Here is a 22,288-nt window from a genome sequence, read left to right on the forward strand (position 1 = left end):
CGCACGCCAATGGCCGCGCTGGTCCCCATCGATCCCTGGCTGGCAGTCGCGGTCGTCGTCCTCGGCCTGCTGCTGACCGGGTTCCTCTCCGCGAGCGAGGCAGCGCTCAATGCGACCTCCCGCGCGCGCTTGACGGCGCAGGAGAAGGCCGGCAGCCGGCGCGCCGCGATCGCGCTGCGCGCGCTGTCGAACCGCGAGCGGCTGAGCGGCGTACTCCTGCTAGCGCGCACGCTCGTGAAGACCGCGACGGCGGCCTTCGCGACCTATGCGGCCGCGGTTTCCCATGGCGCATCGGGCGCGCTCTGTGCCGCCGCCGTCGTCGCGCTGCTCGCCATCGTCTTCGGCGAGCTTGCGCCCCGCATGGTGGCGGTCGCCAAGCCGGACCGCACGGCGCTCTTCTTCGTCCGGCCGGTGGCGCGCCTGCTCGCCATCCTCGGGCCGCCGCTGCGCCTGCTGCAATGGTTGGCCCGACGTAGCATCGGCCTGTTCGGGCTGCGGATCGATTCGCAGCGTCCGGTGCTCGCCACGGATGAGCTGCTGCGTGACCAGGTCGAGCTGATGCGCCAGCAGGGCACGGTCGAGAAGGCCGATGGCGACATGGTCAGCGGCCTGCTCGACCTGAAGGACCTCGAAGTCGCCGACGTGATGATCCACCGCACCAAGATGCGGACGATCAATCTCGATCTCGGCCCCGAGGCGATCGTGCGTGAGGTGCTGGCCTCGCCCTATACCCGCCTGCCGCTCTGGCGCGAGAAGCCGGAGAACATCGTCGGCATCCTGCACGCCAAGGACCTGCTGCGCGCCCTCGATGCCGCCGGCGGCGATGCCGGCAGGCTCGATGTCGGCGAGATCGCGCTTTCACCCTGGTTCGTGCCGGTGAACACATCGCTGCCGGAGCAGCTCAAGGCCTTCCTCGCCCGCAAGACCCATTTCGCCCTCGCCGTCGACGAGTATGGCGAGGTCATGGGGCTGGTGACGTTGGAGGACATCCTCGAGGAGATCGTCGGCGACATCCGCGACGAGCACGACATCGCCCTGCCCGGCCTGCGCCAGCAGGCCGACGGCTCGGTCATCGTCGAGGGCGGCGCGCCGATCCGCGATCTCAACCGCGCCATGGACTGGAACCTGCCGGACGAGGAGGCGACGACGGTCGCCGGTCTCGTCATCCACGAGGCCAGAGCCATTCCCGATGCCGGCCAGGCCTTTACCTTCCACGGCTTCCGCTTCGAGGTGATGCGCAAGAGCCGCAACCGCGTGACCTCGCTGAAGATCGCGCCGGTCGGCAATGGCGATACGGCGCCGCCACCCGCGGCCTGAAGCCGATCAGCCGAGCTTCGCCAGGAAGTCGGTCGCCCGATAGCCTTCCGGCGCGCCAGCGACGATGAAGGCGGCGCTGCGGGAATTGCGGGTTCTCAGCGGCAGGATCGCCTGATAGCCCGGCGAAGCGTACCAGGCCTGCGCGGCCTCCCGATCCGGGAAGGCGATGACGACGAGATCGCCCTCCCAGGGCCCCTCCAGGACCTCGGGCGTCACGCCATGGATCAGGAAGCGGCCACCGAAGGGCACGAGGGTCTCGTCGATACGCCGGATGTAATCGGCGATCTCCGCGTTGAGATCGACGTCACGCAGATGGGCAATGGCGTAGGCGGTCATGGTCCGATCCCCTTTCGAAGCGGGCCTCGGCCCGCGATGCCGGGGACCATGCCTCGCAAGCGGCAGCGGGTCGATTACCTCGCAGGTAACCGAAAGCGTCCCGACTTCACCCGTCGACGATGCCCTTGCCGGCCAGCGAGGATTCTCTCGCCTCGGTCGGCTTGTCGGTAACGAGATACTGCGCCCGCGCCAGCGCCGCGAAGCGGCCGCCCTTGGCGACCAGCTCCTCGAAGGAGCCCATCTCGATCACCCGTCCCTGCTCGAAGACCAGAATCCGGTCGGCATTGCGGATGGTCGCGAGACGGTGGGCGATGACGAAGGTGGTGCGCCCTTTCATCACCTCGTCGAGCGCCTTTTGAAGTTTGACCTCAGTGGCTGCATCGAGGGCCGAGGTCGCCTCGTCGAGGATCAGGATCGGCGGATTCTTCAGCAGGGCGCGGGCGATCGAGAGGCGCTGGCGCTCGCCGCCGGACAACGTGCGGCCGCGCTCGCCGACGATGGTGTCGAGCCCTTCGGGCTGGCGCGCCATCACCTCTGTCGCCTGCGCCCGGTCGAGCGCCTCCATCATCTCGGCATCCGTCGCATCGGGCTTGCCGACGGTGAGGTTCTCGCGGATCGAGCGGGCGAACAGCATCGGCTCCTGGAAGACGACGCCGATGTTCCGGCGCAGCGAGATCAGCGAGATCTCGCGGATATCCCGGCCATCGGCGAGAATCCGGCCCGATTGCGGGTCGAAGGCCCGGTGGAGCAGGCCGAGCGTCGTCGACTTGCCCGAGCCGGTCGAGCCGACGATGGCGATGGTCTCGCCGGGCATGACCTCGAAGGAGACGTCGGCCACGGCGGCGCGCTTGCCGTCATAGGAGAAGGAGACGTCGTCGAAGGTGACGCGGCCTTGCAGCCGGCCGGCATCGGGGGCACCCGGCAGGTCGCGCACCGCCGGCAGCGTGTCGACCACCTCGAAGAACTCCCGCATCTTCGGCGCCTGCATGAAGATGAAGTTGACGAAGGCGACGATCTGTTCGAGCCGGCCGACCAGCATGGTGGCAAAACCCATGAAGGTGACGATCTCGCCGACCGTGGTCTGCCCCTGCATCAGGAGCCAGGTGCCGACGACGAAGATCGAGAGCACGGTCAGCGTCGCCGAGGCGCGCGTCGCCACCGTCGCCACCGCCCACCAGGTCAGCACCGGGATCTGGGCTTCGAGCAGGCTGGTGATGGTGTTGCGCAGGCCGCGCACCTCAGCCTCGATCCGGGTGAAGCTCTGAATCACCGGGACATTGCCGAGCGCGTCCGAGGCCCGCTCGGCGAGGCTCGAATGATAGCTTTCGACATTGCTCTGCAGCTTGTCGGTCTTGCGCAGCACATAGGCCGTGAGCGTGCCGAACAGCACGACAAGGCAGATCAGCAGCAGGCCGAGCTGCCAGTTCTTCCAGAGCGTGAACGGCAGCAGGATGAAGAGAGCGACGAAGCTCGCGCAGTGTTCGCGGAAGAAGGAGAGCCAGAGCGCCCACATGCCGCTGGTGCCTTCCAGCATCACCTTGAGCACACGGCCGGAATGGGTCTGCGTGTGATAGGCGAGCGGCAATGTCAGCGCGTGCTCGAAATAGTTGGCCATCACCGCGAGGCGCCGGCGATGCGCCAGGCGGTCGGCGAACAGCGCAACGAACACCCCGGCAGCAATGTTGAACAGGCCGAAGCCGACCCAGGCGGCGATCAGGAGGTTGATGTCGCTCCAGGTCGGCTTGCTGCCGGAATTCTGGACGCTGGTCAGCTTGTCGATCAGCGCGCCGAACAGCATCGGCTCGGCGAAGGCCGCCGCCGCCAGCGCGATGTTGGCGAGCGCCAGGATCAGCCCCAGGCGCCTCTCCGGGCCAAGTTCGCCGAGCACGCGGGCATAGAGCGCAAACAGGGACATTGCAGGACCTTAGAGCATCGGCGCGGGGACGCGACTCTGGTTGTGCTGAAAAGCCGGCGCGAAATCAAACGGGCACCGCCGGCTTTCGCGAAAGCCGTATCCCGCTACCAGCCCCGCCCGCCGTGAGGAGTTTCTCAACCTTAACGCTTCCTTCAACCCGCGGCCCCTATCCTCGGCTCCATGCGAGAGGCCGGACGAGCAGCGTCGGCGGCGGCGCGCATCAGGATGGCCTTTCATGGATATCGCGACCGGCGCAGGCATTATCGGTGGCATCGCGACCGTCGTCGCGCTGATCATGATCGATGGCGGCAATTTCGCCGCCTATTGGGACAAGCACGCCGCGATCATCATCTTCGGCGGCGCCTCCGCCGCGACCATGCTGCGCTTCCCCTTCTCGGTGATCGCACATGGTCTACCGATGGGCATCCGCTTCGCCTTCACCATGCGCTCGACCCATCCGCGCGAGCTGATCGACGAGATCACCCGCGTCGCCGAGATCAACCGCAAGAGCGGCCCGGTGGCCTTGGAAAACGTCGAGGTCTCCGACCCGTTCCTCGCCCAGGGCCTGCGCTACATCGCCGACGGCTACGACAAGGACTTCATCCGCGACACGATGGAGCGTGACCGCGACAACTTCCTGCAGCGGCTCGACGAAGGTTCCAAGGTCTATCGCGCCATCGGCGACTGCGCGCCGGCCTGGGGGATGATCGGCACTATACTCGGCATGGTCACCATGTTCGCCAACATGTCGGACCCCTCCAAGCTCGGCCCGGCCATGGCGACGGCGCTCCTGGCGACGCTCTACGGCGCCATGGTCGCCAACATGTTCACCCTGCCGATCGCCGACAAGCTGCACATCAAGCTCGAGGAGGAGGAGATTTCGCGCACGCTGATCATCGACGGCGTGCTGCAGATGCGCGACGCCAAGAGCCCGACCCTGGTGCGCGAGATGCTGCTGGCCTATCTGCCCGATCATCATCGGGCCGAGATGGCGCAAGCCAGCTGAAGGGCGGCTGAACGATGGCCAAGAAGAAGCGCGGCGGCCATGGCGGTCACGGCTGGTTCGTGACCTTCGCCGATCTGATGGCGCTGCTGATGGCCTTCTTCGTGATGGTCGCGGCCTATTCGAGCCAGGACAAGCAGAAGCTGCAGATCGTCGCCGGCTCGATGCGCGACGCCTTCGGCTCGCAAAGGGACGTCCGCCTCGCCGGCATCGTCGAGGTCGACGGCATTCCGACCAAGACCCACATCAAGAACGCCTTTGTCCGCCCGATTGAGGACGCGTCCGATAACACCGCGCCGAACCACAACCAGCAGAAGGAAGACGGGCTGATCTCGGCCACGCACGACCGCGGCTTCGCGCTTGCAGCCGCCTCACTGCGTCAGGCCCTGCGCGAGATGCCGGAGATCGGCGAGCTCTCGCGCAACATCCTGGTCGAAGTCTCGGAGACGGGCCTCGACATCCAGCTCGTCGACCAGGAAGGGCGCGCCATGTTCGACGAAGGCTCGGTCCAGCCCAATGCCAACATGCGCAAACTGCTGGCCGCCATCGCCCCGACGCTGCGCCGCATGCCCAACAAGATCGCCATCTCCGGCCACACCGCGACGCCGCGGCCGGGCACACTATTGCCGAGCAATCCCTGGTCGCTCTCGGTCGGCCGCGCCTCGGCGGTCCGCGAGATCCTCGGAAGTGCCGGCGTGCCCGACGAGCGCTTCGCCTCGGTCACCGGCAAGGCCGATACCGAGCCGCTGATCAAGGACAATCCCTATCTGCCGTTCAACCGCCGCGTCGGCATCGTGCTGAAGGCCGACGCCCCGCCCTTGCCCAACGGCGCCAGGCCCTGACGCCGGCCCCGACCTAGCCTAACCACTCAGGGCGCGACGATCAGCGCCCAGTAGACCTGATACTTCGAGCCCGGCGCATAGGCAGAGGCAATGCCCATCCGGGTCGCGTTCGGCGCCTTCATGACCCGGTCGTGCTGGGGCGAATCGCGCCAGCCGGAGAAGGCCTCTGCCAGCCGCCGGTAGCCGGCGGAGAGATTGGCCTCGGCTCCGGGCTGGCCGGCGCGTGCGAGCCGCCCCTTGACCGCGTCCGCCTGGGCCGGCTTGTCGGCGGCCGCCATCGCCGCCGCCTCCTGTTCGGCCGCCTGCATCAGCTCCGGATCGAGCTTCAGCGTGGCGAGCCCGGCATTGAGGCGATAGGCCGAGATCGTCGCGCGGGCGGCCTCTGCGTCGACGCGGGCCGAAGGCGAGCCGAGATCGCGATAGAAGGCCGGCTGGGTCCGCACCGGCTCGGTACAGCCGGCAATGTTGAAGAGCGCGAGGGCGCCGGCCAATGCGGCAGGGCAGCTCATTGCGCGCCCGCGGGGCGGACGAGCGGAAAACGAAAGCATCGCATCATTCCTTGTTGTCGTCCTTGCCGCCGGCCTCGTCCTTGCCGGCATCCGGCGCGGAGCCGTTCTTGGCGGGAACCGCTTCCTCGGCGTCTTCCATCACGGCGTCGTTCGCCGCGCGGGAGCGGCTCGCCTTCACCTTGCCCGCAGCCGAGCGCGGCGGCGCCTTGCGCTCGCCGGCTACCGCGGTTGCGATGCTGCCCAGCGACTGCTCGATGCCCTCCAGGCCCTTCACCGTCAGCTCGGCCGCCGCAGCCGGCTTCTCGAGCTCGGCGAGGCGCTTGTGGATGACATAGTTGAGGTCGCTGGTGACGCGCCCGACCTGGTCGACATCGCCGACCACGCAGATCAGGTCGAAATCCAGGGTCGCCGTGCCGATCTTCTTGAACAGCACGTTCGGCGGCGGCTTCTTCAGCACGTCGCCATGATCGGCGCCGGCTTCGGCCAGCACGGAACGAACCTCGGTCGGGTCGAGGGTACGCGGCACGCTGATCGAGATCAGCACGCGCCCTGTCCGGTCGGAGCGGACGCGGTTGCGCACGACGCCCGAAACCAGATTCGAGTTCGGCAGGATCACCGTCGAGCGGTCGAAGGTCTCGATCTCTGTCGAGCGCACATTAATGCGCTTGACGATGCCCTCGGCGTCGCCGACCAGCACCTGGTCGCCGACCCGGATCGGCCGCTCCCAGAGCAGGATCAGCCCCGAGACGAAGTTCGACACCACCGATTGCAGGCCGAAACCGATACCGACCGAGAGCGCCGAGGCGACCAGCGTCAGCCGCTCCAGGCTGAAGCCGAGCGTCGAGACCGCGAGCGCGACGGCCGCGGTGTAACCGAGATAGCCGGCCGCGGTGGTGATCGAATTGCGCAGGCCGGTGTCGAGCTTGGTCGTCGGCAGGAACTTCTCGTTCAGCCAGCCCTGCAGCGAGCGCGTCGCGGCGAGCCCGAGCGCAAACATCAGCGCGCCGAAGAAGATCGAGGACAGCGAAACGGTGACGCCGCCGATCTGGAAGCCGAAGAACGCCGCCCGCAGCGAGGTCAGCAGATCGGTCGATTCCAGCCCCCAGGGCGCCAGGACCAGCATGATCATCACGACGATCAGCACGATCTTGAGCACGCCGGTCAGCACCACCGCGATCTTCTGCAGGGTCGCTGCCCGCAGGCCGATACCCGCCCGCAGGCTCAGCGCGAACCGTCCGTCACCGGTCAAGAGATTGCCGATGCCGAGCTCGATGAGCTGCATCAGCAGCACGAAGAGGCCGGCGAGGATGCCCAGCCAGAGCACCTGCTCGGTCAGGAAGGTGGCGAGCACGACATAGCCGAGAAGCACTGCCAGGATGATGGCAAGCCCGACCACCCAGGACAGGATGCGGACCGGACCGAGACTGGCGCCGTCGACCGGGACATAGGGACCGAGGCAGGCCTCCTGCTCGATCTCGTCATTGTCGCGCAACCGGTAGAGCCCGACGACCAGCGTCAGCGCGAAGAAGGAGGCGACGACACTGCGCACGATGATCGACAGCGTCAGCCCGGCGGCGATCGCCTGCAGCCAGGCCTCCAGCACCTTGCCGACACCCATGACGATGGCGAGCCAGCCGGCCATCCAGACCACGGTCCGGGCCGTCGATTCCATCACGCTGACCAGGCGGCGCTGCGGCTCTCCCGGGGCGAACAGCGCATCCGCCAGCGCCTGGACGAAGGCGAAGAGCGCGAGCCCGTAGACGATGGCGAGGATCACCGGCTGGATGCGCGGCGGCAGCAGGCCGGCTGTGTTGAACGCGGCATAGATCAGCCAGCTCGCCAGCGCAGGCGGCGCCGCGCGCGCGATCAGCCGGACCAGCGCGCTGTAGAGACAATGAACTCCGCTGTCGGTCTCGCTGGCGGCAAGGCGCCCGCTCAAGCGCGGCAGATAGCGCGCGCGGGCGACATAGAGGCCGATCGCGCCGATGAAGCCGAGCAGAACGATCACCCCGCGCGGGCTCAGCAAGGCGTCGCTGAAGACCGAAAGCCAGTCTCCGAAGACGAGGTGCGAGGCCCGCAGGTCGGACGGCAAGGTCGTGACCGTCGCGGTCCAGGTCTCGGGGCTCAGCGGCGAAGGCCCGGGCGCGAACAGCATCTTGGCGAAGCGCTCGCGCCTGAGATCGCTGATCGAGGTCTGCAATTGCTCGGCCTGAAGCACGGTGGCGCGAGCGAGCTTCAGCAGTTCGTCGGCTTCAGAGAAGCCCTTCTCGCGGGCTTCGCGCTCGCGGGCGACATCGGCAGTCTCGGGCGGGGCCTTGGCGTCGGGCTTCGGGCCGAGCTGGTCGAGCCGCGTCTTCGCCTGCTCGAAACGCGGCGCCTGCTCGTCGGCCAGGATGCGGATCTGTTCCAGCAGGGGCTGCAGACGCAGCCTTTGCCGCTGCAACTCCGCTTCAGAGGCAGCGGGGTTGTTGAGCACGGTCTCGATCTGGGTCAGCTCGCCCCTGATCGAATCGACCTTGGCGCGGGCGGAGGCCGGGTCGGCCGGCTGTGCCAGCGCCGCCAAAGGAAGCAGCAGGAACAGCGCGACCAGCAAGGCGCCGAGCCGGCCGGCCAGCGGCACGAAGGCGTAACGGGCTTGCGACGTCACTGGCATTCCGATCCCGCCGGGCTGATTCGCGTCCTTGCGCAGCCTCGCCACCGCCGCGCAGCGAAATCAAGCATTCCGAAGAAAAGCGGTTGCAGGCCGGCGTCGCGGCAAAGCCGCGCCGGATGGCGAGGATCGGACAAGGGCATCACATTCCCGTGAAAGCGAGCCGGGTGGCTGCGGTCATGCAGCGCCTTTTCCGCAAGAAACCGGACAGCATGATGGCGGAACCCCGTCGCCTGCGCGATTTGCGTCGGCTTCGCGCCCCCCGCGAGACCGTGATCGCCGCCATGCCGCAGGGGCACTGGCGCTCCCTCCCCAACTGAGTTTGTATTTCGACCAATATAAATCCGGCCCTGAAGCGGCCGGGCGACCGAACGGCGAGGCGCGCTGGCTCTCTCGCCAGCTCTGGAATCGAAACCGGGAGGTTTGCGATGGCTAAGCTTACCATCAATGGCAAGATGATCGATGTGGAGGTCGACGGCGACACGCCGCTGCTCTGGGTAATCCGCGAACAGATCGGCCTGACCGGCACCAAATATGGCTGCGGTGTCGCCCAGTGCGGCGCCTGCACCGTGCATATCGACGGTGTCGCCACTCGCTCCTGCTCGATGCCGGTGAGCGCCGTCACCGCCGAACAGAAGATCATCACCATCGAGGGGCTGTCCCCCGACGGCAACCATCCGCTCCAGAAGGCCTGGATCGAGCATGACGTGCCGCAATGCGGCTTCTGCCAGAGCGGCATGATCATGGCCGCCGCCGCCATGCTGCAAGCCAACCCGAAGCCGTCGGAAGCCGATATCGCGGCCGAGATGACCAATATCTGCCGCTGCGGCACCTATAACCGCGTCAAGGCCGCCATCCAGCAGGTCGCCGCCGGCGGCGAACTCGGCCGCGGCTGAACCCACTTTCCCGTTCACAGCGCCGGGCTCGATCGCGATCCGCCGCATGGCCGTTCGCCTCGCCCGCGCCGACCAGATTCTGGAGGACGCCATGACATCCGCCTCTGCCGTCGAGATGAAGCTCTCCCGCCGCAGCCTGCTCGCCGGCTCGGCCGCCGCCGCCGGTGCCTTCACCTTCGGCTTTTCCGTGCCCTTCGCCGACGAGGCCCGGGCCCAGGGCGCGACGCCCGAGATCAATGCCTGGGTCGTCGTCCAGCCCGACGACAAGGTGGTGATCCGCATCGCCCGGTCCGAGATGGGCCAGGGCACGCTGACCGGCCTCGCCCAGCTCGTCGCCGAGGAGCTGGAATGCGACTGGGCCAAGGTCACGACCGAGTATCCGACGCCCGGCCAGAATCTCGCGCGCAACCGCGTCTGGGGCAATTTCTCGACCGGCGGCAGCCGCGGCATCCGCGAATCCCACGACTACGTCCGCAAGGGCGGCGCGGCCGCGCGGATCATGCTGGTCCAGGCCGCGGCCGCCGAGTGGAAGGTGCCGGCCGCCGAATGCAGCGTCGCCAAGGGCGTGATCAGCCACAAGGCGTCCGGCCGCTCGCTGCGCTATGGCGAGGTCGCGGCCGCCGCCGCGAAGCTCTCGCCCCCGACCGAGGTGCCGCTGAAGGATCCGAAGGACTGGACCATCGCCGGCAAGCCGCTGAAGCGGCTCGACACCGCCGACAAGACCAACGGCAAGAAAATCTACGGCATGGATTTCAAGCTGCCGGGGATGCTCAACGCCGCGATCAAGGACTGCCCGGTCTTCGGCGGCAAGGTGAAGAGCTTCGACGCCGCCAAGATCAAGGACATGCCGGGCGTGAAGCATGTCCTGCCGGTCGGCGACAGCGCCGTCGCGGTCGTCGCCGACACCTGGTGGCGCGCCAAGACCGCGCTCGACGCGCTGCCCATCGTCTGGGACGAGGGTGAGCACGCCAAGGTCTCGAGCGAGAGCATCGCCGCCTGGCTGAAGGAAGGGCTCGACGCGCCCCAGGCTGCCGTCGGCAACCAGGTCGGCGACGTCAAGGCGGCGATCGCCGGCGCGGCCCGGACCGTCGAGCAGGTCTATTCCTACCCGTTCCAGAACCATGCCTGCATGGAGGTGATGAACGCGACGGCGCTCTACACGCCGGAGCGCTGCGAGGTCTGGACGCCGACCCAGAACGGCGAGGCTGCGCTCGCCGCGACCTCCGAGGCCTCCGGCCTGCCGCTGGCGAAATGCGAGGCCTACAAGATCGACCTCGGCGGCGGCTTCGGCCGACGCGGCGCAGTGCATGACTGGGTCCGCCAGGTCGTCGCCATCGCCAAGCAGATTCCCGGCACGCCGGTGAAGCTGATCTGGTCGCGCGAGGAGGACATGCTGCATGGCCGCTTCCACCCCGTGACCCAGTGCAAGCTCACGGGAGCGCTCGACAAGGACGGCAACCTGACCGGGCTGCACATGCGCATTTCCGGCCAGTCGATCGTCGCCGGCATCTTCCCGCAGAACATCCAGAACGGCCGCGACCCGGCCGTCTTCCAGGGCCTCAACCCGCCGGGGCCGGAGGCCTCGATCGGCTACACCGTCCCGAACCTCCTGATCGACCACGCGATGCGCAACCCGCATGTGCCGCCGGGCTTCTGGCGTGGGGTCAACCTGAACCAGAACACGATCTATCTCGAATGCTTCATCGACGAGCTCGCCCATGCCACCGGCAAGGACCCGCTCGAATTCCGCCGCGCGCTGATGAAGAGCCATCCCAAGCACCTCGCCGTGCTCAATGCCGTCGCCGAAAAGGCCGGCTGGGGCACGAAGGCGCCCGATGGCGTCTATCGCGGCATCTGCCAAACCATGGGCTTCGGCTCCTATGTCGCGGCGGTCGCCGAGGTCTCGGTCAGCCCCGAGGGCAAGCTCAAGATCCACAAGATCACTGCCGCGACCGATCCGGGCCATGCCGTCAACCCCGCGCAGATCGAGCGGCAGGTCGAGGGCTCCTTCGTCTACGGCCTGTCCGCCGCGCTCTTCGGCGAATGCACGGTCAAGGACGGGCGCATCGTCGAGGAGAATTTCGACAGCTACCCGGTGATGCGGCTGGAGGACATGCCGGCGGTCGAGACGGTGATCGTGCCCTCCGGCGGCTTTTGGGGCGGCGTCGGCGAGCCGACCATCGCGGTCGCGGCCCCAGCCGTGCTGAACGCGATCTTCGCCGCCACCGGCAAGCGCGTGCGGTCCATGCCGCTTCGCCACACCGATCTGCGCAAGGCGTGAGGTTGCTCGACACTGCGAGAGGCAAGCTGCCATTCGCAAGAGCACGAGGTCATCCCGGCCGGAGCGAAGCGAAGAGCCGGGATCCATGCCGGAACGCTGACCTGACGTGCTCAGGCATGGATCCCGGGTCGACCTGCGGCCGCCCGGGACGACTAGCGCTTGTCCTGGCAACGCTTCTCGCTGCTCCCGCGAGCGCGCTTGAACCCTATGCGATCGCCGGCGACGCCATCCCGGCCGCGCTCGGTGGCGTCTCCGGCGACGCCGCCCGAGGCCGGGCGGTCGTGCTCGACCGGACGCGCGGCAACTGCCTGATCTGCCACCAGGTGCCAGAGCCGGGCGAGCCTTTCCAGGGCACGATCGGCCCGGCGCTCGCGGGCGCCGGCGCCAGGCTCGATGTCGGCCAGCTGCGGCTGCGCCTCGTCGATGCCAGCCTGCTCAACCCGAAAACCGTGATGCCGCCCTATTTCCGCACCGAAGGATTGCGAGACGTTGCCCCGCAATTTCGCGGTCTGCCGGCCCTGAACGCCCAGGAGATCGAGGATGTCGTCGCCTATCTCGCCAGCCTGCGCACCCCGTGAGCGCGAGCCTTCGCGCCGCCAGCTGCTCGCCGCCGGGTCGGCTGGCCTCGCGCTCGCGGCCCTGCCCAGCGCGGCGTTCCCCGCCACGCAGACGCCGCTGGCCGAGCTGATCGCCAGGGTGACGGAGGGCGCGACGCCGGTCCGCGGCGGCATCGTCTTCGATATCCCGCAACTGGTCGAGAACGGCAATTCGGTCGATGTCGCGATCGGCATCGACAGCCCGATGACCGAAGAGGATCATGTCCGCTGGATTCATGTCATCGCCGAGAAGAACCCCTATCCCGACGTGGCGCGTTTTCATCTTTCGCCGCGGAGCGGCCGTGCCCGGATATCAGCGACCTTGCGTCTCGCGACCTCGCAGAAGGTCGCGGTCGTCGCCGCCCTCAGCCGCGGCGGCTACATCATGAGCGATGCCGATATCGTGGTGACGCTCAGCGCCTGCATCGACGGAGGCTGACTTCATGTCGACGTTCAACGCCCGCATCACCATGCCCGCCGAGGCCAAGGCTGGGGAGATCGTCGAGATCCGGGTTCTCGTCCGCCATCCCATGGATCGCGGCGGCCAGGTCGATGCAGAGGGGCGCATCGTGCCGCGCAAAATCCTCAACCGGCTGACCGTGACCTATGCCGGCGAACCGGTCTTTCGCTACGACATGCACACCGGCGTCTCCGCCAACCCCTTCGTCAGCTTCACCACCCGCGCGGTCGAGACCGGCGACCTCGTCTTCGAATGGCGCGAGGATGGCGGCGCGGTCTTCACCCGCACCGCGCGCCTCGTCGTGACGTGAGGAGCCAGTGACGACACGCGCAGCCCTGTTCGCCGGTCTATTGCTTGCGACCACCGCAGCAACAGCCCAGGAGATCAAGCCGGGCAGCGCCTTCCTCTCGCCGGAGATGCGCCGGCAGCAATCCGACGAGGCGCGCAATCCCGGCTTCCTCTGGGTCGAGCAGGGCGAGGAACTGTTCAGCCGGCGCAGCGGCGAGACACCGGCCTGCATCGCCTGCCATGCCGAGCCGGGGCGGAGCCTGAAAGGCGCCGCGACCCGCTATCCGCAGGTCGATGCCGGCAGCGGCAAATTGCTCAATCTCGAAGGGCGTATCGAGCAATGCCGGACGCAGCGCCAGAAGCAGGCGGCCTTTGGCTATGAGAGTCCCGAACTGCTCGGCCTCACTGCCTATGTCGCCTCGCTCTCGCGCGGCCAGCCTATGAGCGTGACGACCGATGGCGCGGCGAAGCCCTATCTCGAAGCCGGCCGGGCCTTCTACGAGCGCCGGCAGGGCCAGCTCAACCTCTCCTGCCGGCAGTGCCATGACGATCTCGTCGGCGAAAAGCTGCGTGGCGATACGATCAGCCATGGCGTCAGCACCGGCTATCCCGCCTACCGCCTCGAATGGAACGGCGTCGGATCGCTGCATCGGCGCCTGCGCGCCTGTTCCCTCGGTGTCAGGGCGACGCAGTTCGACTATGGCGCGCCGGAATATCTCGCGCTGGAGCTCTATCTCGCCGCACGCGCCAAGGGCCTGCCATTGGAGAGCCCGGGACTGCGGCGCTGACCGGCCGGATCTGGCTTGGCCCGGTGGACCGAAGCCGTCACGATGCCGGCACATTCCTGTCGGAGATGCGGCGGATGCTACGCCTGCCTGCCTTGCTCGCCATGCTGTTCTGCGCTGCCGCTGCGCTCGCGCAGCCAGCCGCCGAAACGCAGGCTCCGGTCGCCGCGGCAAGCCCAGCCGCCACGAATGCGGCCGCGACCAATGCAGCAGCTCCGCCCGCTGCCGCGAATCCCGCCCCCTTCGTCCTGAAGGACACCGAGGTCAGGACGATCCGCGCCAAGGCGCTGCAGCGCGACTACGAGATTTATGTCAGCCTGCCGCCATCCTACCATTCCGCGCCCCGGCGGCGCTTCCCGGTGCTGTTTGTCAGCGATGGCGACTATTCCTTCCCGCTGGTCCGCAGCATTGCGCAGCGCGTCGGCAACCGCGCCCAGGGGCTGGAGGAGTTCATCCTCGTCGGACTTTCCTATGCGGTCGGCGATACTAGGCAGTTCAGCCGGCGGCGCGACTACACGCCGACGCCGAACGGGGAGAAGACGAGGGACGAGTCCGGCCGCCCGCCGGTCTTCGGCGAAGCGGAGGAGTATCGCCGCTTCCTCGCCGACGAGCTGATGCCCTTCGTCGCCGCGACCTATCGCACCGACACCAATCGCAGCATCTATGCCGGCCACTCCTATGGCGGGCTGTTCGGTGTCCACATCCTTTTGACCGAGCCGAAGATGTTCTCGCACTACATCCTCGGCAGCCCCTCGCTCTGGTTCGACCAGAAGGTGATGTTCGCCCGCGAAAAGGCCTATGCCGACGCCAACAAGGACTTGAAGGCGAATGTGCTGATGGCGATCGCCTCCTACGAGACGGTCAACAAGGCCTCCAACGACCCGCGCTTCAGCCGCAACCTCGACATGATCGCCGACATGCAGGAATTCGAGAAGGCGCTGCGCTCGCGCGACTATCCTGGCCTGTCGCTGACCAGCGAGATCATCCCCGGCGAGGATCACCTCACCGTCTTCCCGGCGATCATCACGCGGGGCCTGATGTGGGCGCTGCCGGCGAGGCGGGACTGAGGATTACTGCGCAGCGTGTGCCGTCATCCCGGACAAGCCGCGAAGCGCCGCCGCTCCGGGATCCATCGTCGAGCGGAGTGCCCTATGATGGTTTCCGGCGCTCCGCTTCGCTCCAGCCTGGATGACGGAGGCCAGAACGGACAGATCAGTCCTTCTTGCCCTTGCCGGCTTTCTCTTCCGCGTCCTTGCCCTTGGGCTTCTCCCGGTTGCGGTAGCTCGCATTGCCGAGGCCGGTGCCGATGGTCAGCACGGCCCAGTTCTCGACATCCTGCATGAACGGCATGTCGCTGAGGCCCTGCACCACCGCGTCGTTGTGCATCACCACCACGGTCTCGTGCTCGCCGATCTCTGGCGCCATCTCGCGAATGCTCTCGACCAGGTTGAAGCGGCTGCTCGACCAGTTGCCCGGCAGGTTCTGCGCGCCGCGATCGATCGCACCATCAGCCTCGATCCAGCCGGGGCAGCCGACGCCGATGAACGGCGCGACGCGCAGGCCCTCCTTCTCGGCTAGCCTGATCTGCTCGCGCAGCATCTTGCCGAGCTTCTTCACCGCCTCCTCGCGGCTCGGTTCCTCGTCGGCATGGCGCCAGAGCTCGGATTTCCAGACCCGCGCCTTGGCGAGGTCGGGCGCCTTGTCCTGGCGCAGCTCGACGATTCCGGCGCGGATGTTCGAGCCGCCGATGTCGACCGCGGCCAGGCTGTCATAGGCCTCGAAGATCCATTTCGGCGCGAGATGCGCGCTGCCGACCAGTCCCGCCTCGTCGGGATGGTGGCGCACCGGCACGAGCTCGATCGCATGCCCTTCCGATTGCAGGATGATCCCGGCCCGGGCGATGGCGAGTTCGCCGACACGGCTCTGGCGAAAGCCGCCGCCGACGACGATGCGCTCGACCGGAGCCCATGCCTTCTGCCGGAGGAAACGGCGGATCACGAAGGACAGCGACTGGGCGAAGCGCTCGACCGCGGAGAGCACCAGCGCGGCCTCCCGTGCCTCGCCATTGGTGATCAGCTCGTCGAGCTCGGACTTGCTCGGGGCCGCGTCGGTGTCGCCGAGCGGGTCCTCGCCGTTCTCGGCGAGATGGCCGCGCAATTCGGCGAGATGGTCCATGAAGGCGCCCCGGCTCGCCTTGTCGCCGACGAAGCCGTCGCCATCGCGGATTTCGAGATTGTAGCTGGTGACGGTGACCGAGGGCAGTTCCTCTGCGCCATGTCCGCCCTTCGTGCCCGCCTTCACCGCCGTCGCAACCGCCATCGCTCGCTCCCCTTGCCGTCCCGGAGGAAACGAATGGTGCCGCCCCAGGTTCCCCCTGCGACCGATGGCCCATGCCTGGCGCATGCCGCCCCTGCGCCGGCAATGGGGATGACGCCGCCCTTTTCGTTGACCTCTTCCCTCGCTTTCCCCTCCATAAGACTCGCTTGGGGACGCGGCCTTCGGGACCGCTCGGAGGGGTGAAGCATGTTCGAATTTCTCGGCCGCGCCATCGTGATCGGCGTCGGCGCCACCGCCATTCTCGATCTCTGGGCCCTGCTGCTCAACCGCACGCTCGGCATCCCGCTCGCGAATTGGGCGATGGTCGGGCGCTGGTTCGCCCATCTGCCGCGCGGACGCTTCATGCATGATCCGATCTCGGCCTCCGAGCCGGTGTCCGGCGAGCTCGGCATCGGCTGGATCATGCACTACGTGGTCGGCATCCTCTTCGCCGCCGTGCTGCTGCTGATCTGGGGGCTCGGCTGGGCCAAGGCACCGACCCTCGTGCCGGCGCTGATCGTCGGCGTCGTCACCGTCGGCTGCGGCTGGTTCATCCTGCAGCCCGGCATGGGCTTCGGCGTCGCGGCCTCGAAGCGGCCGAACCCCGGCCAGGTCCGGCTCGTCGGCCTCGTCAACCATGTGGTCTTCGGCCTCGGCCTCTACCTCACCGCGCTGCTGACCCGCTGACCGGCGGACGGTCCGACATTCGCCAAGCTCGGCCGGCTGCATTAAGAGCCCCTGACCGGCCTCAGCCGGACAGGAACTCAGCAGGAGTGCAGGCCATGGCGCATTGGACGCAGCTCGACGCCGCGCCGATCCCGGGCGGCGGCACGCTGAAGCTGCTGCAACGCGGCGAGAGCGAGTTCTCGATCACGCTCGGCCATAACGAGCTGATGAATTCGCGCCTGCGCGGCTCGGAGGAGGCGCTGGCGACGCTCGCCGCCGAGCGCCTCGGCAAACGCCCGCGGCCGCGTTTCCTGATCGGCGGGCTCGGCATGGGCTTCACCTTGCGCGCCGCGCTCGCGGTGCTGCCGGCCGATGCCGAGATCTCTGTCGCCGAGCTGATCCCGCAAGTGGTCGCCTGGGCCAGAGGCCCGCTCGCCCCGATCTTCGCCGGCTGCCTCGACGATCCGCGCGTCAGCATCCGTGAGGCCGATGTCGCCTCGCTGATCCGCGCCGGCAAGGCCGGCTATGACGCGATCCTGCTCGACGTCGACAACGGGCCGGACGGGCTGATGGTCGCGGCCAATGACCGGCTCTACGACTTCGCCGGGCTCGCCGCTGCGAAATCCGCGCTGCGCAAGGGCGGCGTGCTCGCCATCTGGTCGGCGGGCCCCGACCGCTCCTTCACCGAGCGCCTGCGCATGAGCGGCTTTTCGGTCGAGGAGAAGAAGGTCCGCGCCAATGCCTCCGGCGGCGGCGCGCGGCATGTGGTCTGGCTGGCGACGGCAGCCGCCGCCGATCGCGACTGGAGCCCGCCCGAAAGTGCCCCCTCCCGGCGCGGCCCGCGCAGGCGCTGAGGCCTGCCGGAACCATCGTGCCTGCCTCCGGTTGATCGGGCATCCCCGACCTTTTCGGAGAAGGAGGCCAGCCATGCCCGCAAAATCCAAGGCACAGCAGAAGGCCGCCGGAGCGGCCTTGGCCGCCAAGCGCGGCGACATCCCCAAGAGCGATCTCAAGGGCGCGTCGAAATCGATGGAGAAGTCGATGACCGAAAAGGAACTCGACGAGTTGGCTTCGACCAAGCGCAAGGGCAAGCCTGAGCATGTGACCAAGCACTGAGCCGGGTGGGGCAGACTCGGCCGCATTCCAAGCCTGTCCGCACCATGACCGCGTCGGAAAGGCGGGGAGCGCGGGCCCGGTCGCGAGGCAGATCGTCCATCGACGGGCCGCCCGCTGCCAAGCCCGCTGGTGACAATTCCGCCCACGCTCTGCCGGCTGCTCAGTTCCGCCAAAATTTGCGCGGCTTATCCGGACGGACATGCTATCCCTGCCGATGCTTGCATTGGCCGGCTATCGATTTCGCGAGAACGCCGTCGTGACCCAGAATCCGTTCTCGCCCGGCCGAGCAGCCTCCCCGCGACCGCTCGCCTTCACGGCGCGGGCTCGCTCGTGAGTGACGGGCCGAAACCTCAGTCCGGCTCGGTCGCAGCGCTAGGCGCTATCGTCACCGGCGCGCTGATCCTGCAGGTCGCCAGCACGATCATGAACACGGTCGTGCCCTTGCGCATGGCCCTGGAGAAGCAGGCTCTGCTGCTGATCGGCCTGGTCGGCTCGGCCTATTCGGTCGGATTCCTCGTCGGCTGCTTCTGGATACCGGCGCTGATCCGGCGGGTCGGACATATTCGCGGCTTTGCCGTCTTCGCCTCGCTGCAGGCGGCGCTGACACTCAGCTTCCCGGTGCTGCCGGTCGAATGGTGGAGCCTGACGCGCTTCGTCATGGGCGTCGCCGCCGCCGGCCACAGCATCTGCATCGAAAGCTGGATCAGCGGACAGGCCCGCTCGAGCCATCGCGGCCGGATCTTCGGCATGTACCAGATCCTGAACCGGCTGGCCCTGATCGGCTCGCAGGTCGGCATCGGCTATGTCGCGATCCAGACCCATGACGTCTTCCTGATCGCCAGCATCGCCTTCTCGATTGCGCTGATCCCGGTCAGCCTCACCCGGGCGAAGGGCCCGGAATCGGCCGAGCTGGTCTCGGTCCGCCTCAACACGCTCTGGCAGCAGGCGCCGGCCGCGGTGATCGGCTGCCTCTATGTCGGATTGGTCAGCGGGCCGCTGACCAATGTCGTCCCCGCCTATGGCATCCTGATCGGGCTCGGCCAGAGGCGCGCCATCCTGCTGACCGCGGTGATCCAGCTCGGCGCCCTCCTGCTGCAATGGCCGATCGGCTGGCTCGCCGACCGGGTCGACAGTCGCCGCGTCCTGCTCGGTGCCGCCTCTGCAACCGTCCTTTCCACCGCGGCGCTCGGCGCGCTCTTCTTCTCGGGCACGGCGCAGCGCGAATGGTGGCTCTACACCCTGTTCGCGCTGACCGGCGGCTTCAGCGTTCCGCTCTATACGGTGGCGGTGACCCACGCCTATTTCCGGCTCGGGCGCGACCAGGCGGTCGGCCTCTCGGCCGGCCTGCTCTTCCTCTGGAGCGTCGGCGCGACGATCGGCCCGCTGGTCGCGACCGGAGTGATGCAGATCGTCGGGCCGCAGGGGCTGCTGCTCTATATCGGACTCCTCTCGCTGGCGGTCGCGGGCTATTTCGCGATGCGCATCCTGACCAACCCGATTGCGCCCGAGGCCTCCGCCGCCCGTACCCCCGCCGAGACCTCTCTTCCCGAACTCGGGCCGCGCCCGAGACAGGACGCGACCTGAGCGAGCGCGAACGCGCATCCGCCACGATCGGCAGGCTGGACGCCGGCCCTCGGCCAGGATGATGATGGCGCGAACTCCGACGACGATCTGGAGGGGCGATGCATCGCGGGATGATGGGCTGGTCCGCCTTCGCGGCGTTGCTGCTGCAGTGCCTGCCCTCCCTCGCGGAATGCCGCGTCACGGGCCCCAAATGGTACCTGCACACCAATGACAAGGTCACGCTGAAGGCCGAGATGGACTCGCAGGGCTGCGGCCACAGTTTCGGCGTCGCCGGCACCTGGAGAATGGAAAAGCTCGTCGCGCTGAAGCCGCCTGCCAACGGCTCGCTGCGGCAGATCGGCGAGGTGACCTATTATTACATCCCGAAGCTCGGCTTCAGGGGCGACGACAACTATGTGATCTATATCTGCGGCAAGGACACCTGGGGTTCGGGCTGCGCCAGGCTCAACTTCGAGGCCACGGTCAGATAAGCGAGCCGAGCTTGCCGCGCTGCCGCGTCAGTTCGCAGGCGTTGCCGCGCAGGCCGAAGCGGTGTGGGAGGCCGGCCAGCTCTCACGGATTTTCCGTTTCACCTCTTCGATATCGTGGCAGCGTCCGAAATCGGCCGAGGATAGGCGCCGACGCCCCGACATCGCCCAGTGCCAGCGCGGTGCGCCGTTCGGCGCGTATTTGTCGTGCGTGATGACGGCGATCCGTTCGCCGCCTTCGGCCTCGACATGAAAGAGGTGGTCGATCTCAGGCCATGTCCGCCGAATCCGCATCTGCATCGCCATGGCTCACCTCCTGGTTTCATTTGTTCCTATTTTGTTCTATCAAGATTGGCAAGGCACATCTCCTCTCAGATGGCGGGACAAACACCGGTGGCGAAAAGAACGAGAAACCTGCGCAAAGCTCCGCGCAGGCTCCTTCCGGCCGGCGGGGCCGACAGGCACAGGCCGGCCAAAGGCCGTTCGGGCGGATGGCTTGCGGAAGAAATGGCGTCCCGGAAGGGATTCGAACCCCTGACCTACGGTTTAGGAAACCGTTGCTCTATCCTGCTGAGCTACCGGGACGCACGCGATTGCGTTTAGCATAAAGCAGATGCGCGTGAAGCCTTCCTTTATCGTGATTGCGGGGCTCGCTGCGATTTCTGCGGCGGCGCGGCCCGCTGCCGCCGAAGACTGCGTTGCACCCGAGGAAACCCGCAAGGTCCGGCTGGCCGGGCTCGACCGCCATGGTGATCTCGTTCTGGCGGACGGAACTGTCCTTCGTTTGGCCGGGCTCGCGCCGCGACAGGGCGAAACGGAGCGCGAGCGGTTTTCAGCTGCGCTCCAGCCCTGGCTGGGCAGCGAGTTCGAGCTTGCGGCTCTCGGCAGCGCCGATCGCTGGGGCCGGGCTCCGGCGCGCCTCCTGCTTCCGGCGGGCGCGGCCGAGAACAGTGCCAAGCGCGACCTTGCCGGCCTCCTGCTGGCGGCCGGAGCGGCGCTGCACCTTCCAGAGCCCGGCCTCGGCGGCTGCAACGCGCTCTGGCAGGCGGCCGAGTCGGGTTTCCTCGCCAAGACGGCCGCGGACCGTGCCGATTCCGCCACGCCGGCAACAAACCTTGCCCTTGCAGGCCTGCCGGTGGTCGACGGCCACGATCCCGCCGCGATGAAGGCGCAGGCGGGCCGGATCGCGGTGGTTGAGGGGCGCATCGCAGCGGTTGGCGAACGGGCTCAGCGAACCTATCTCAACTTTACGCGCCGTCGCGGAGCGGGCGGCAGCATCGTGCTGTCGCGATCCCTGTGGCGGGAATTGCAGCGCGGCGGCTGGACCGCATCCGCGCTGACCGGTAAACGCGTGCGCGTGCGCGGCGTGATCGAGGGGCGCGACGGCCTCCTCATTGCGATCGAGTCGCGCGCCGCCCTGGAGATGGTCGACTAGGTTGATGCAGGCAATGCAGCGATATCGACAGCCAGCCCGGGGGCGCCTCGTCGCCATGGCGCTGCCGGCTCTGCTGCTGGCCGCCTGCTTCGGCGACCAGAGTTCCCTGCTGCCGCCGCTCGATCAGCCCGGCGGCGAGGCGGCTCCGCGCGTCGCCAGCCTGCAGCGCGGCACGGACCGCGAGCATCTGCGCCTGCTCCAGGCTTTCGGCGGCGAGTACCGCTCCGCCAATGTCCGCGCCGTGCTGGAGGAGATCGTCGCCCGCCTCGCCAAGGCCAGCGACGGGCAGATCGGCAACTACGAGATCACCATCCTGAACTCGCCGATCGTCAACGCCTTCGCCTTGCCGACCGGGCGCCTCTACGTCACCCGCGGCCTGCTCGCCCTCGCCAACGACACGTCCGAGATCGCTTCGGTGATGGCGCATGAGATCGCCCATGTCACCGCGCGCCACGCCACCGAGCGGGCCGAGATGGAGCTCGAATCGGCGCTGGTCAGCCAGGTCGTCGCCCAGGTTCTGAATGATCCGACAACTGGCGCGGCGGTCCAGGCGAGCTCGAAGCTGACGCTCGCCAAGTTCTCGCGGCAACAGGAACTGCTCGCCGACCAGATCAGCGTGCGCAACATCGCCAAGGCCGGCTACGACCCTTACGGCGCCGGCCGCTTCCTCGTCTCGCTCGGCCGCAACACCGCCTTCCGCGCCGGGCGCGAGGGCGGCGGCGACAAGAAGCTCGACATCCTTTCCAGCCACCCCTCGACGCCGGAGCGCGTCGCGGCGGTCACTTCCGGCGCCCGCCAGATCGGTGCGCCCGGGATCGGCGAGCGC

General features: G+C 67.8%; 24 protein-coding genes and 1 tRNA gene. 18 read left to right on the forward strand and 7 right to left on the reverse strand.

Translation table 11 applies throughout. The features are described 5' to 3' along the window. Positions 1-9 precede the first annotated feature (9 nt). Positions 10-1,317, forward strand: coding sequence for an HlyC/CorC family transporter (locus RKE40_RS21665; protein ID WP_316020282.1), 1,308 nt, complete (start codon positions 10-12; stop codon positions 1,315-1,317). 6 nt (positions 1,318-1,323) lie between these two features. Here the strand turns inward: RKE40_RS21665 and RKE40_RS21670 are convergent, their stop codons facing one another. Both RKE40_RS21670 and RKE40_RS21675 read right to left on the reverse strand, forming a co-directional pair. Beyond that, a complete protein-coding gene (locus tag RKE40_RS21670; RefSeq protein ID WP_316020283.1) occupies positions 1,324-1,653 on the reverse strand; it encodes a DUF1330 domain-containing protein in 330 nt (109 codons plus the stop codon). Positions 1,654-1,759: 106 nt separating this feature from the next. Continuing rightward, entirely contained in the window at positions 1,760-3,568 is a 1,809-nt protein-coding gene (locus RKE40_RS21675; protein ID WP_316020284.1) for a glucan ABC transporter ATP-binding protein/ permease, read from the reverse strand. Between the two features lie 235 nt (positions 3,569-3,803). Between RKE40_RS21675 and RKE40_RS21680 the strand changes: the two genes are divergently transcribed. Next, a complete protein-coding gene (locus tag RKE40_RS21680; protein ID WP_316020285.1) occupies positions 3,804-4,574 on the forward strand; it encodes a motility protein A in 771 nt (256 codons plus the stop codon). Positions 4,575-4,588: 14 nt separating this feature from the next. After that, a complete protein-coding gene (locus tag RKE40_RS21685) occupies positions 4,589-5,413 on the forward strand; it encodes an OmpA/MotB family protein (protein ID WP_316020286.1) in 825 nt (274 codons plus the stop codon). A gap of 26 nt (positions 5,414-5,439) precedes the next feature. Here RKE40_RS21685 and RKE40_RS21690 read toward each other — a convergent pair whose 3' ends face one another. Further along, a complete protein-coding gene (locus tag RKE40_RS21690) occupies positions 5,440-5,922 on the reverse strand; it encodes a CAP domain-containing protein (RefSeq protein WP_316020287.1) in 483 nt (160 codons plus the stop codon). 43 nt (positions 5,923-5,965) lie between these two features. Further along, positions 5,966-8,569, reverse strand: a complete 2,604-nt coding sequence (locus RKE40_RS21695; RefSeq protein WP_316020288.1) for a DUF3772 domain-containing protein — start codon at positions 8,567-8,569, stop codon at positions 5,966-5,968. A gap of 89 nt (positions 8,570-8,658) precedes the next feature. Here RKE40_RS21695 and RKE40_RS21700 point away from each other — a divergent pair, with 89 nt between their 5' ends. The 8 genes from RKE40_RS21700 to RKE40_RS21735 all read left to right on the forward strand — a co-directional run bounded on the left by RKE40_RS21700 (position 8,659) and on the right by RKE40_RS21735 (position 14,945). Continuing rightward, complete coding sequence (locus RKE40_RS21700) at positions 8,659-8,892, forward strand: hypothetical protein (protein WP_316020289.1); 234 nt, start codon at positions 8,659-8,661, stop codon at positions 8,890-8,892. A 108-nt stretch (positions 8,893-9,000) separates the two neighbouring features. Beyond that, positions 9,001-9,468 (forward strand): (2Fe-2S)-binding protein, encoded by a 468-nt coding sequence (locus tag RKE40_RS21705; protein ID WP_316020290.1) that lies wholly within the window; start codon positions 9,001-9,003, stop codon positions 9,466-9,468. A 91-nt stretch (positions 9,469-9,559) separates the two neighbouring features. After that, a complete protein-coding gene (locus RKE40_RS21710; protein ID WP_316020291.1) occupies positions 9,560-11,749 on the forward strand; it encodes a xanthine dehydrogenase family protein molybdopterin-binding subunit in 2,190 nt (729 codons plus the stop codon). 116 nt (positions 11,750-11,865) lie between these two features. Then, complete coding sequence (soxX, locus tag RKE40_RS21715; protein WP_316020292.1) at positions 11,866-12,327, forward strand: sulfur oxidation c-type cytochrome SoxX; 462 nt, start codon at positions 11,866-11,868, stop codon at positions 12,325-12,327. Beyond that, positions 12,290-12,784, forward strand: coding sequence for a thiosulfate oxidation carrier protein SoxY (locus RKE40_RS21720; RefSeq protein WP_316020293.1), 495 nt, complete (start codon positions 12,290-12,292; stop codon positions 12,782-12,784). The genes soxX and RKE40_RS21720 overlap by 38 nt, the downstream gene beginning before the upstream one ends. Positions 12,785-12,788: 4 nt before the next feature. Next, positions 12,789-13,115, forward strand: a complete 327-nt coding sequence (gene soxZ / locus RKE40_RS21725) for a thiosulfate oxidation carrier complex protein SoxZ (protein WP_316020294.1) — start codon at positions 12,789-12,791, stop codon at positions 13,113-13,115. 7 nt (positions 13,116-13,122) lie between these two features. Further along, complete coding sequence (gene soxA / locus RKE40_RS21730) at positions 13,123-13,881, forward strand: sulfur oxidation c-type cytochrome SoxA (protein ID WP_316020295.1); 759 nt, start codon at positions 13,123-13,125, stop codon at positions 13,879-13,881. A gap of 74 nt (positions 13,882-13,955) precedes the next feature. Continuing rightward, positions 13,956-14,945: an alpha/beta hydrolase gene (locus RKE40_RS21735; RefSeq protein WP_316020296.1), complete on the forward strand. Its 990-nt coding sequence runs from the start codon at positions 13,956-13,958 to the stop codon at positions 14,943-14,945. A 145-nt stretch (positions 14,946-15,090) separates the two neighbouring features. Here the strand turns inward: RKE40_RS21735 and RKE40_RS21740 are convergent, their stop codons facing one another. Then, the gene (locus tag RKE40_RS21740) at positions 15,091-16,197 is read right to left on the reverse strand and encodes an ROK family protein (protein ID WP_316020297.1); all 1,107 of its coding nucleotides are present in this window, start codon (positions 16,195-16,197) and stop codon (positions 15,091-15,093) included. A gap of 204 nt (positions 16,198-16,401) precedes the next feature. On the opposite strand from RKE40_RS21740, the gene RKE40_RS21745 reads away from it, so the two are divergent. From RKE40_RS21745 to RKE40_RS21765, 5 genes are all read left to right on the forward strand, one after another. Continuing rightward, the gene (locus RKE40_RS21745; RefSeq protein WP_316020298.1) at positions 16,402-16,881 is read left to right on the forward strand and encodes a DUF2938 domain-containing protein; all 480 of its coding nucleotides are present in this window, start codon (positions 16,402-16,404) and stop codon (positions 16,879-16,881) included. Positions 16,882-16,976: 95 nt separating this feature from the next. Beyond that, positions 16,977-17,714, forward strand: coding sequence for a spermidine synthase (locus tag RKE40_RS21750; RefSeq protein ID WP_316020299.1), 738 nt, complete (start codon positions 16,977-16,979; stop codon positions 17,712-17,714). 73 nt (positions 17,715-17,787) lie between these two features. Beyond that, on the forward strand, positions 17,788-17,976 hold the full coding sequence (locus RKE40_RS21755) for a DUF3008 family protein (protein WP_316020300.1): 189 nt from the start codon (positions 17,788-17,790) through the stop codon (positions 17,974-17,976). Positions 17,977-18,306: 330 nt separating this feature from the next. Beyond that, a complete protein-coding gene (locus RKE40_RS21760; RefSeq protein ID WP_316020301.1) occupies positions 18,307-19,560 on the forward strand; it encodes an MFS transporter in 1,254 nt (417 codons plus the stop codon). 98 nt (positions 19,561-19,658) lie between these two features. Beyond that, positions 19,659-20,030, forward strand: a complete 372-nt coding sequence (locus RKE40_RS21765) for a hypothetical protein (protein WP_316020302.1) — start codon at positions 19,659-19,661, stop codon at positions 20,028-20,030. Positions 20,031-20,057: 27 nt separating this feature from the next. On the opposite strand, the gene RKE40_RS21770 is transcribed toward RKE40_RS21765, so the two are convergent. Both RKE40_RS21770 and RKE40_RS21775 read right to left on the reverse strand, forming a co-directional pair. Continuing rightward, a complete protein-coding gene (locus RKE40_RS21770; RefSeq protein WP_316020303.1) occupies positions 20,058-20,333 on the reverse strand; it encodes a hypothetical protein in 276 nt (91 codons plus the stop codon). Between the two features lie 202 nt (positions 20,334-20,535). After that, positions 20,536-20,612 (reverse strand) — tRNA-Arg (locus RKE40_RS21775). Positions 20,613-20,640: 28 nt separating this feature from the next. On the opposite strand from RKE40_RS21775, the gene RKE40_RS21780 reads away from it, so the two are divergent. Beyond that, positions 20,641-21,462: a hypothetical protein gene (locus RKE40_RS21780; protein ID WP_316020304.1), complete on the forward strand. Its 822-nt coding sequence runs from the start codon at positions 20,641-20,643 to the stop codon at positions 21,460-21,462. 13 nt (positions 21,463-21,475) lie between these two features. Then, the coding region (locus RKE40_RS21785; protein ID WP_316020305.1) for a M48 family metalloprotease at positions 21,476-22,288 on the forward strand (813 nt) is incomplete at its 3' end.

The sequence above is a fragment of the Allobosea rubneri genome (genome assembly GCF_032464875.1).
GTDB lineage: Bacteria > Pseudomonadota > Alphaproteobacteria > Rhizobiales > Beijerinckiaceae > Allobosea > Allobosea rubneri.

What these genes read in the sequence shown, in the direction of transcription:
- RKE40_RS21665 (WP_316020282.1), top strand. Translation starts at nt 10, where the DNA reads ATGGCCGCGCTGGTCCCCATCGATCCCTGGCTGGCAGTCGCGGTCGTC.
- RKE40_RS21670 (WP_316020283.1), bottom strand. Translation starts at nt 1,653, where the DNA reads ATGACCGCCTACGCCATTGCCCATCTGCGTGACGTCGATCTCAACGCG.
- RKE40_RS21675 (WP_316020284.1), bottom strand. Translation starts at nt 3,568, where the DNA reads ATGTCCCTGTTTGCGCTCTATGCCCGCGTGCTCGGCGAACTTGGCCCG.
- RKE40_RS21680 (WP_316020285.1), top strand. Translation starts at nt 3,804, where the DNA reads ATGGATATCGCGACCGGCGCAGGCATTATCGGTGGCATCGCGACCGTC.
- RKE40_RS21685 (WP_316020286.1), top strand. Translation starts at nt 4,589, where the DNA reads ATGGCCAAGAAGAAGCGCGGCGGCCATGGCGGTCACGGCTGGTTCGTG.
- RKE40_RS21690 (WP_316020287.1), bottom strand. Translation starts at nt 5,922, where the DNA reads ATGAGCTGCCCTGCCGCATTGGCCGGCGCCCTCGCGCTCTTCAACATT.
- RKE40_RS21705 (WP_316020290.1), top strand. Translation starts at nt 9,001, where the DNA reads ATGGCTAAGCTTACCATCAATGGCAAGATGATCGATGTGGAGGTCGAC.
- RKE40_RS21710 (WP_316020291.1), top strand. Translation starts at nt 9,560, where the DNA reads ATGACATCCGCCTCTGCCGTCGAGATGAAGCTCTCCCGCCGCAGCCTG.
- soxX (WP_316020292.1), top strand. Translation starts at nt 11,866, where the DNA reads ATGGATCCCGGGTCGACCTGCGGCCGCCCGGGACGACTAGCGCTTGTC.
- RKE40_RS21720 (WP_316020293.1), top strand. Translation starts at nt 12,290, where the DNA reads ATGTCGTCGCCTATCTCGCCAGCCTGCGCACCCCGTGAGCGCGAGCCT.
- soxZ (WP_316020294.1), top strand. Translation starts at nt 12,789, where the DNA reads ATGTCGACGTTCAACGCCCGCATCACCATGCCCGCCGAGGCCAAGGCT.
- RKE40_RS21735 (WP_316020296.1), top strand. Translation starts at nt 13,956, where the DNA reads ATGCTACGCCTGCCTGCCTTGCTCGCCATGCTGTTCTGCGCTGCCGCT.
- RKE40_RS21740 (WP_316020297.1), bottom strand. Translation starts at nt 16,197, where the DNA reads ATGGCGGTTGCGACGGCGGTGAAGGCGGGCACGAAGGGCGGACATGGC.
- RKE40_RS21745 (WP_316020298.1), top strand. Translation starts at nt 16,402, where the DNA reads ATGTTCGAATTTCTCGGCCGCGCCATCGTGATCGGCGTCGGCGCCACC.
- RKE40_RS21750 (WP_316020299.1), top strand. Translation starts at nt 16,977, where the DNA reads ATGGCGCATTGGACGCAGCTCGACGCCGCGCCGATCCCGGGCGGCGGC.
- RKE40_RS21755 (WP_316020300.1), top strand. Translation starts at nt 17,788, where the DNA reads ATGCCCGCAAAATCCAAGGCACAGCAGAAGGCCGCCGGAGCGGCCTTG.
- RKE40_RS21765 (WP_316020302.1), top strand. Translation starts at nt 19,659, where the DNA reads ATGCATCGCGGGATGATGGGCTGGTCCGCCTTCGCGGCGTTGCTGCTG.
- RKE40_RS21770 (WP_316020303.1), bottom strand. Translation starts at nt 20,333, where the DNA reads ATGGCGATGCAGATGCGGATTCGGCGGACATGGCCTGAGATCGACCAC.
- RKE40_RS21780 (WP_316020304.1), top strand. Translation starts at nt 20,641, where the DNA reads ATGCGCGTGAAGCCTTCCTTTATCGTGATTGCGGGGCTCGCTGCGATT.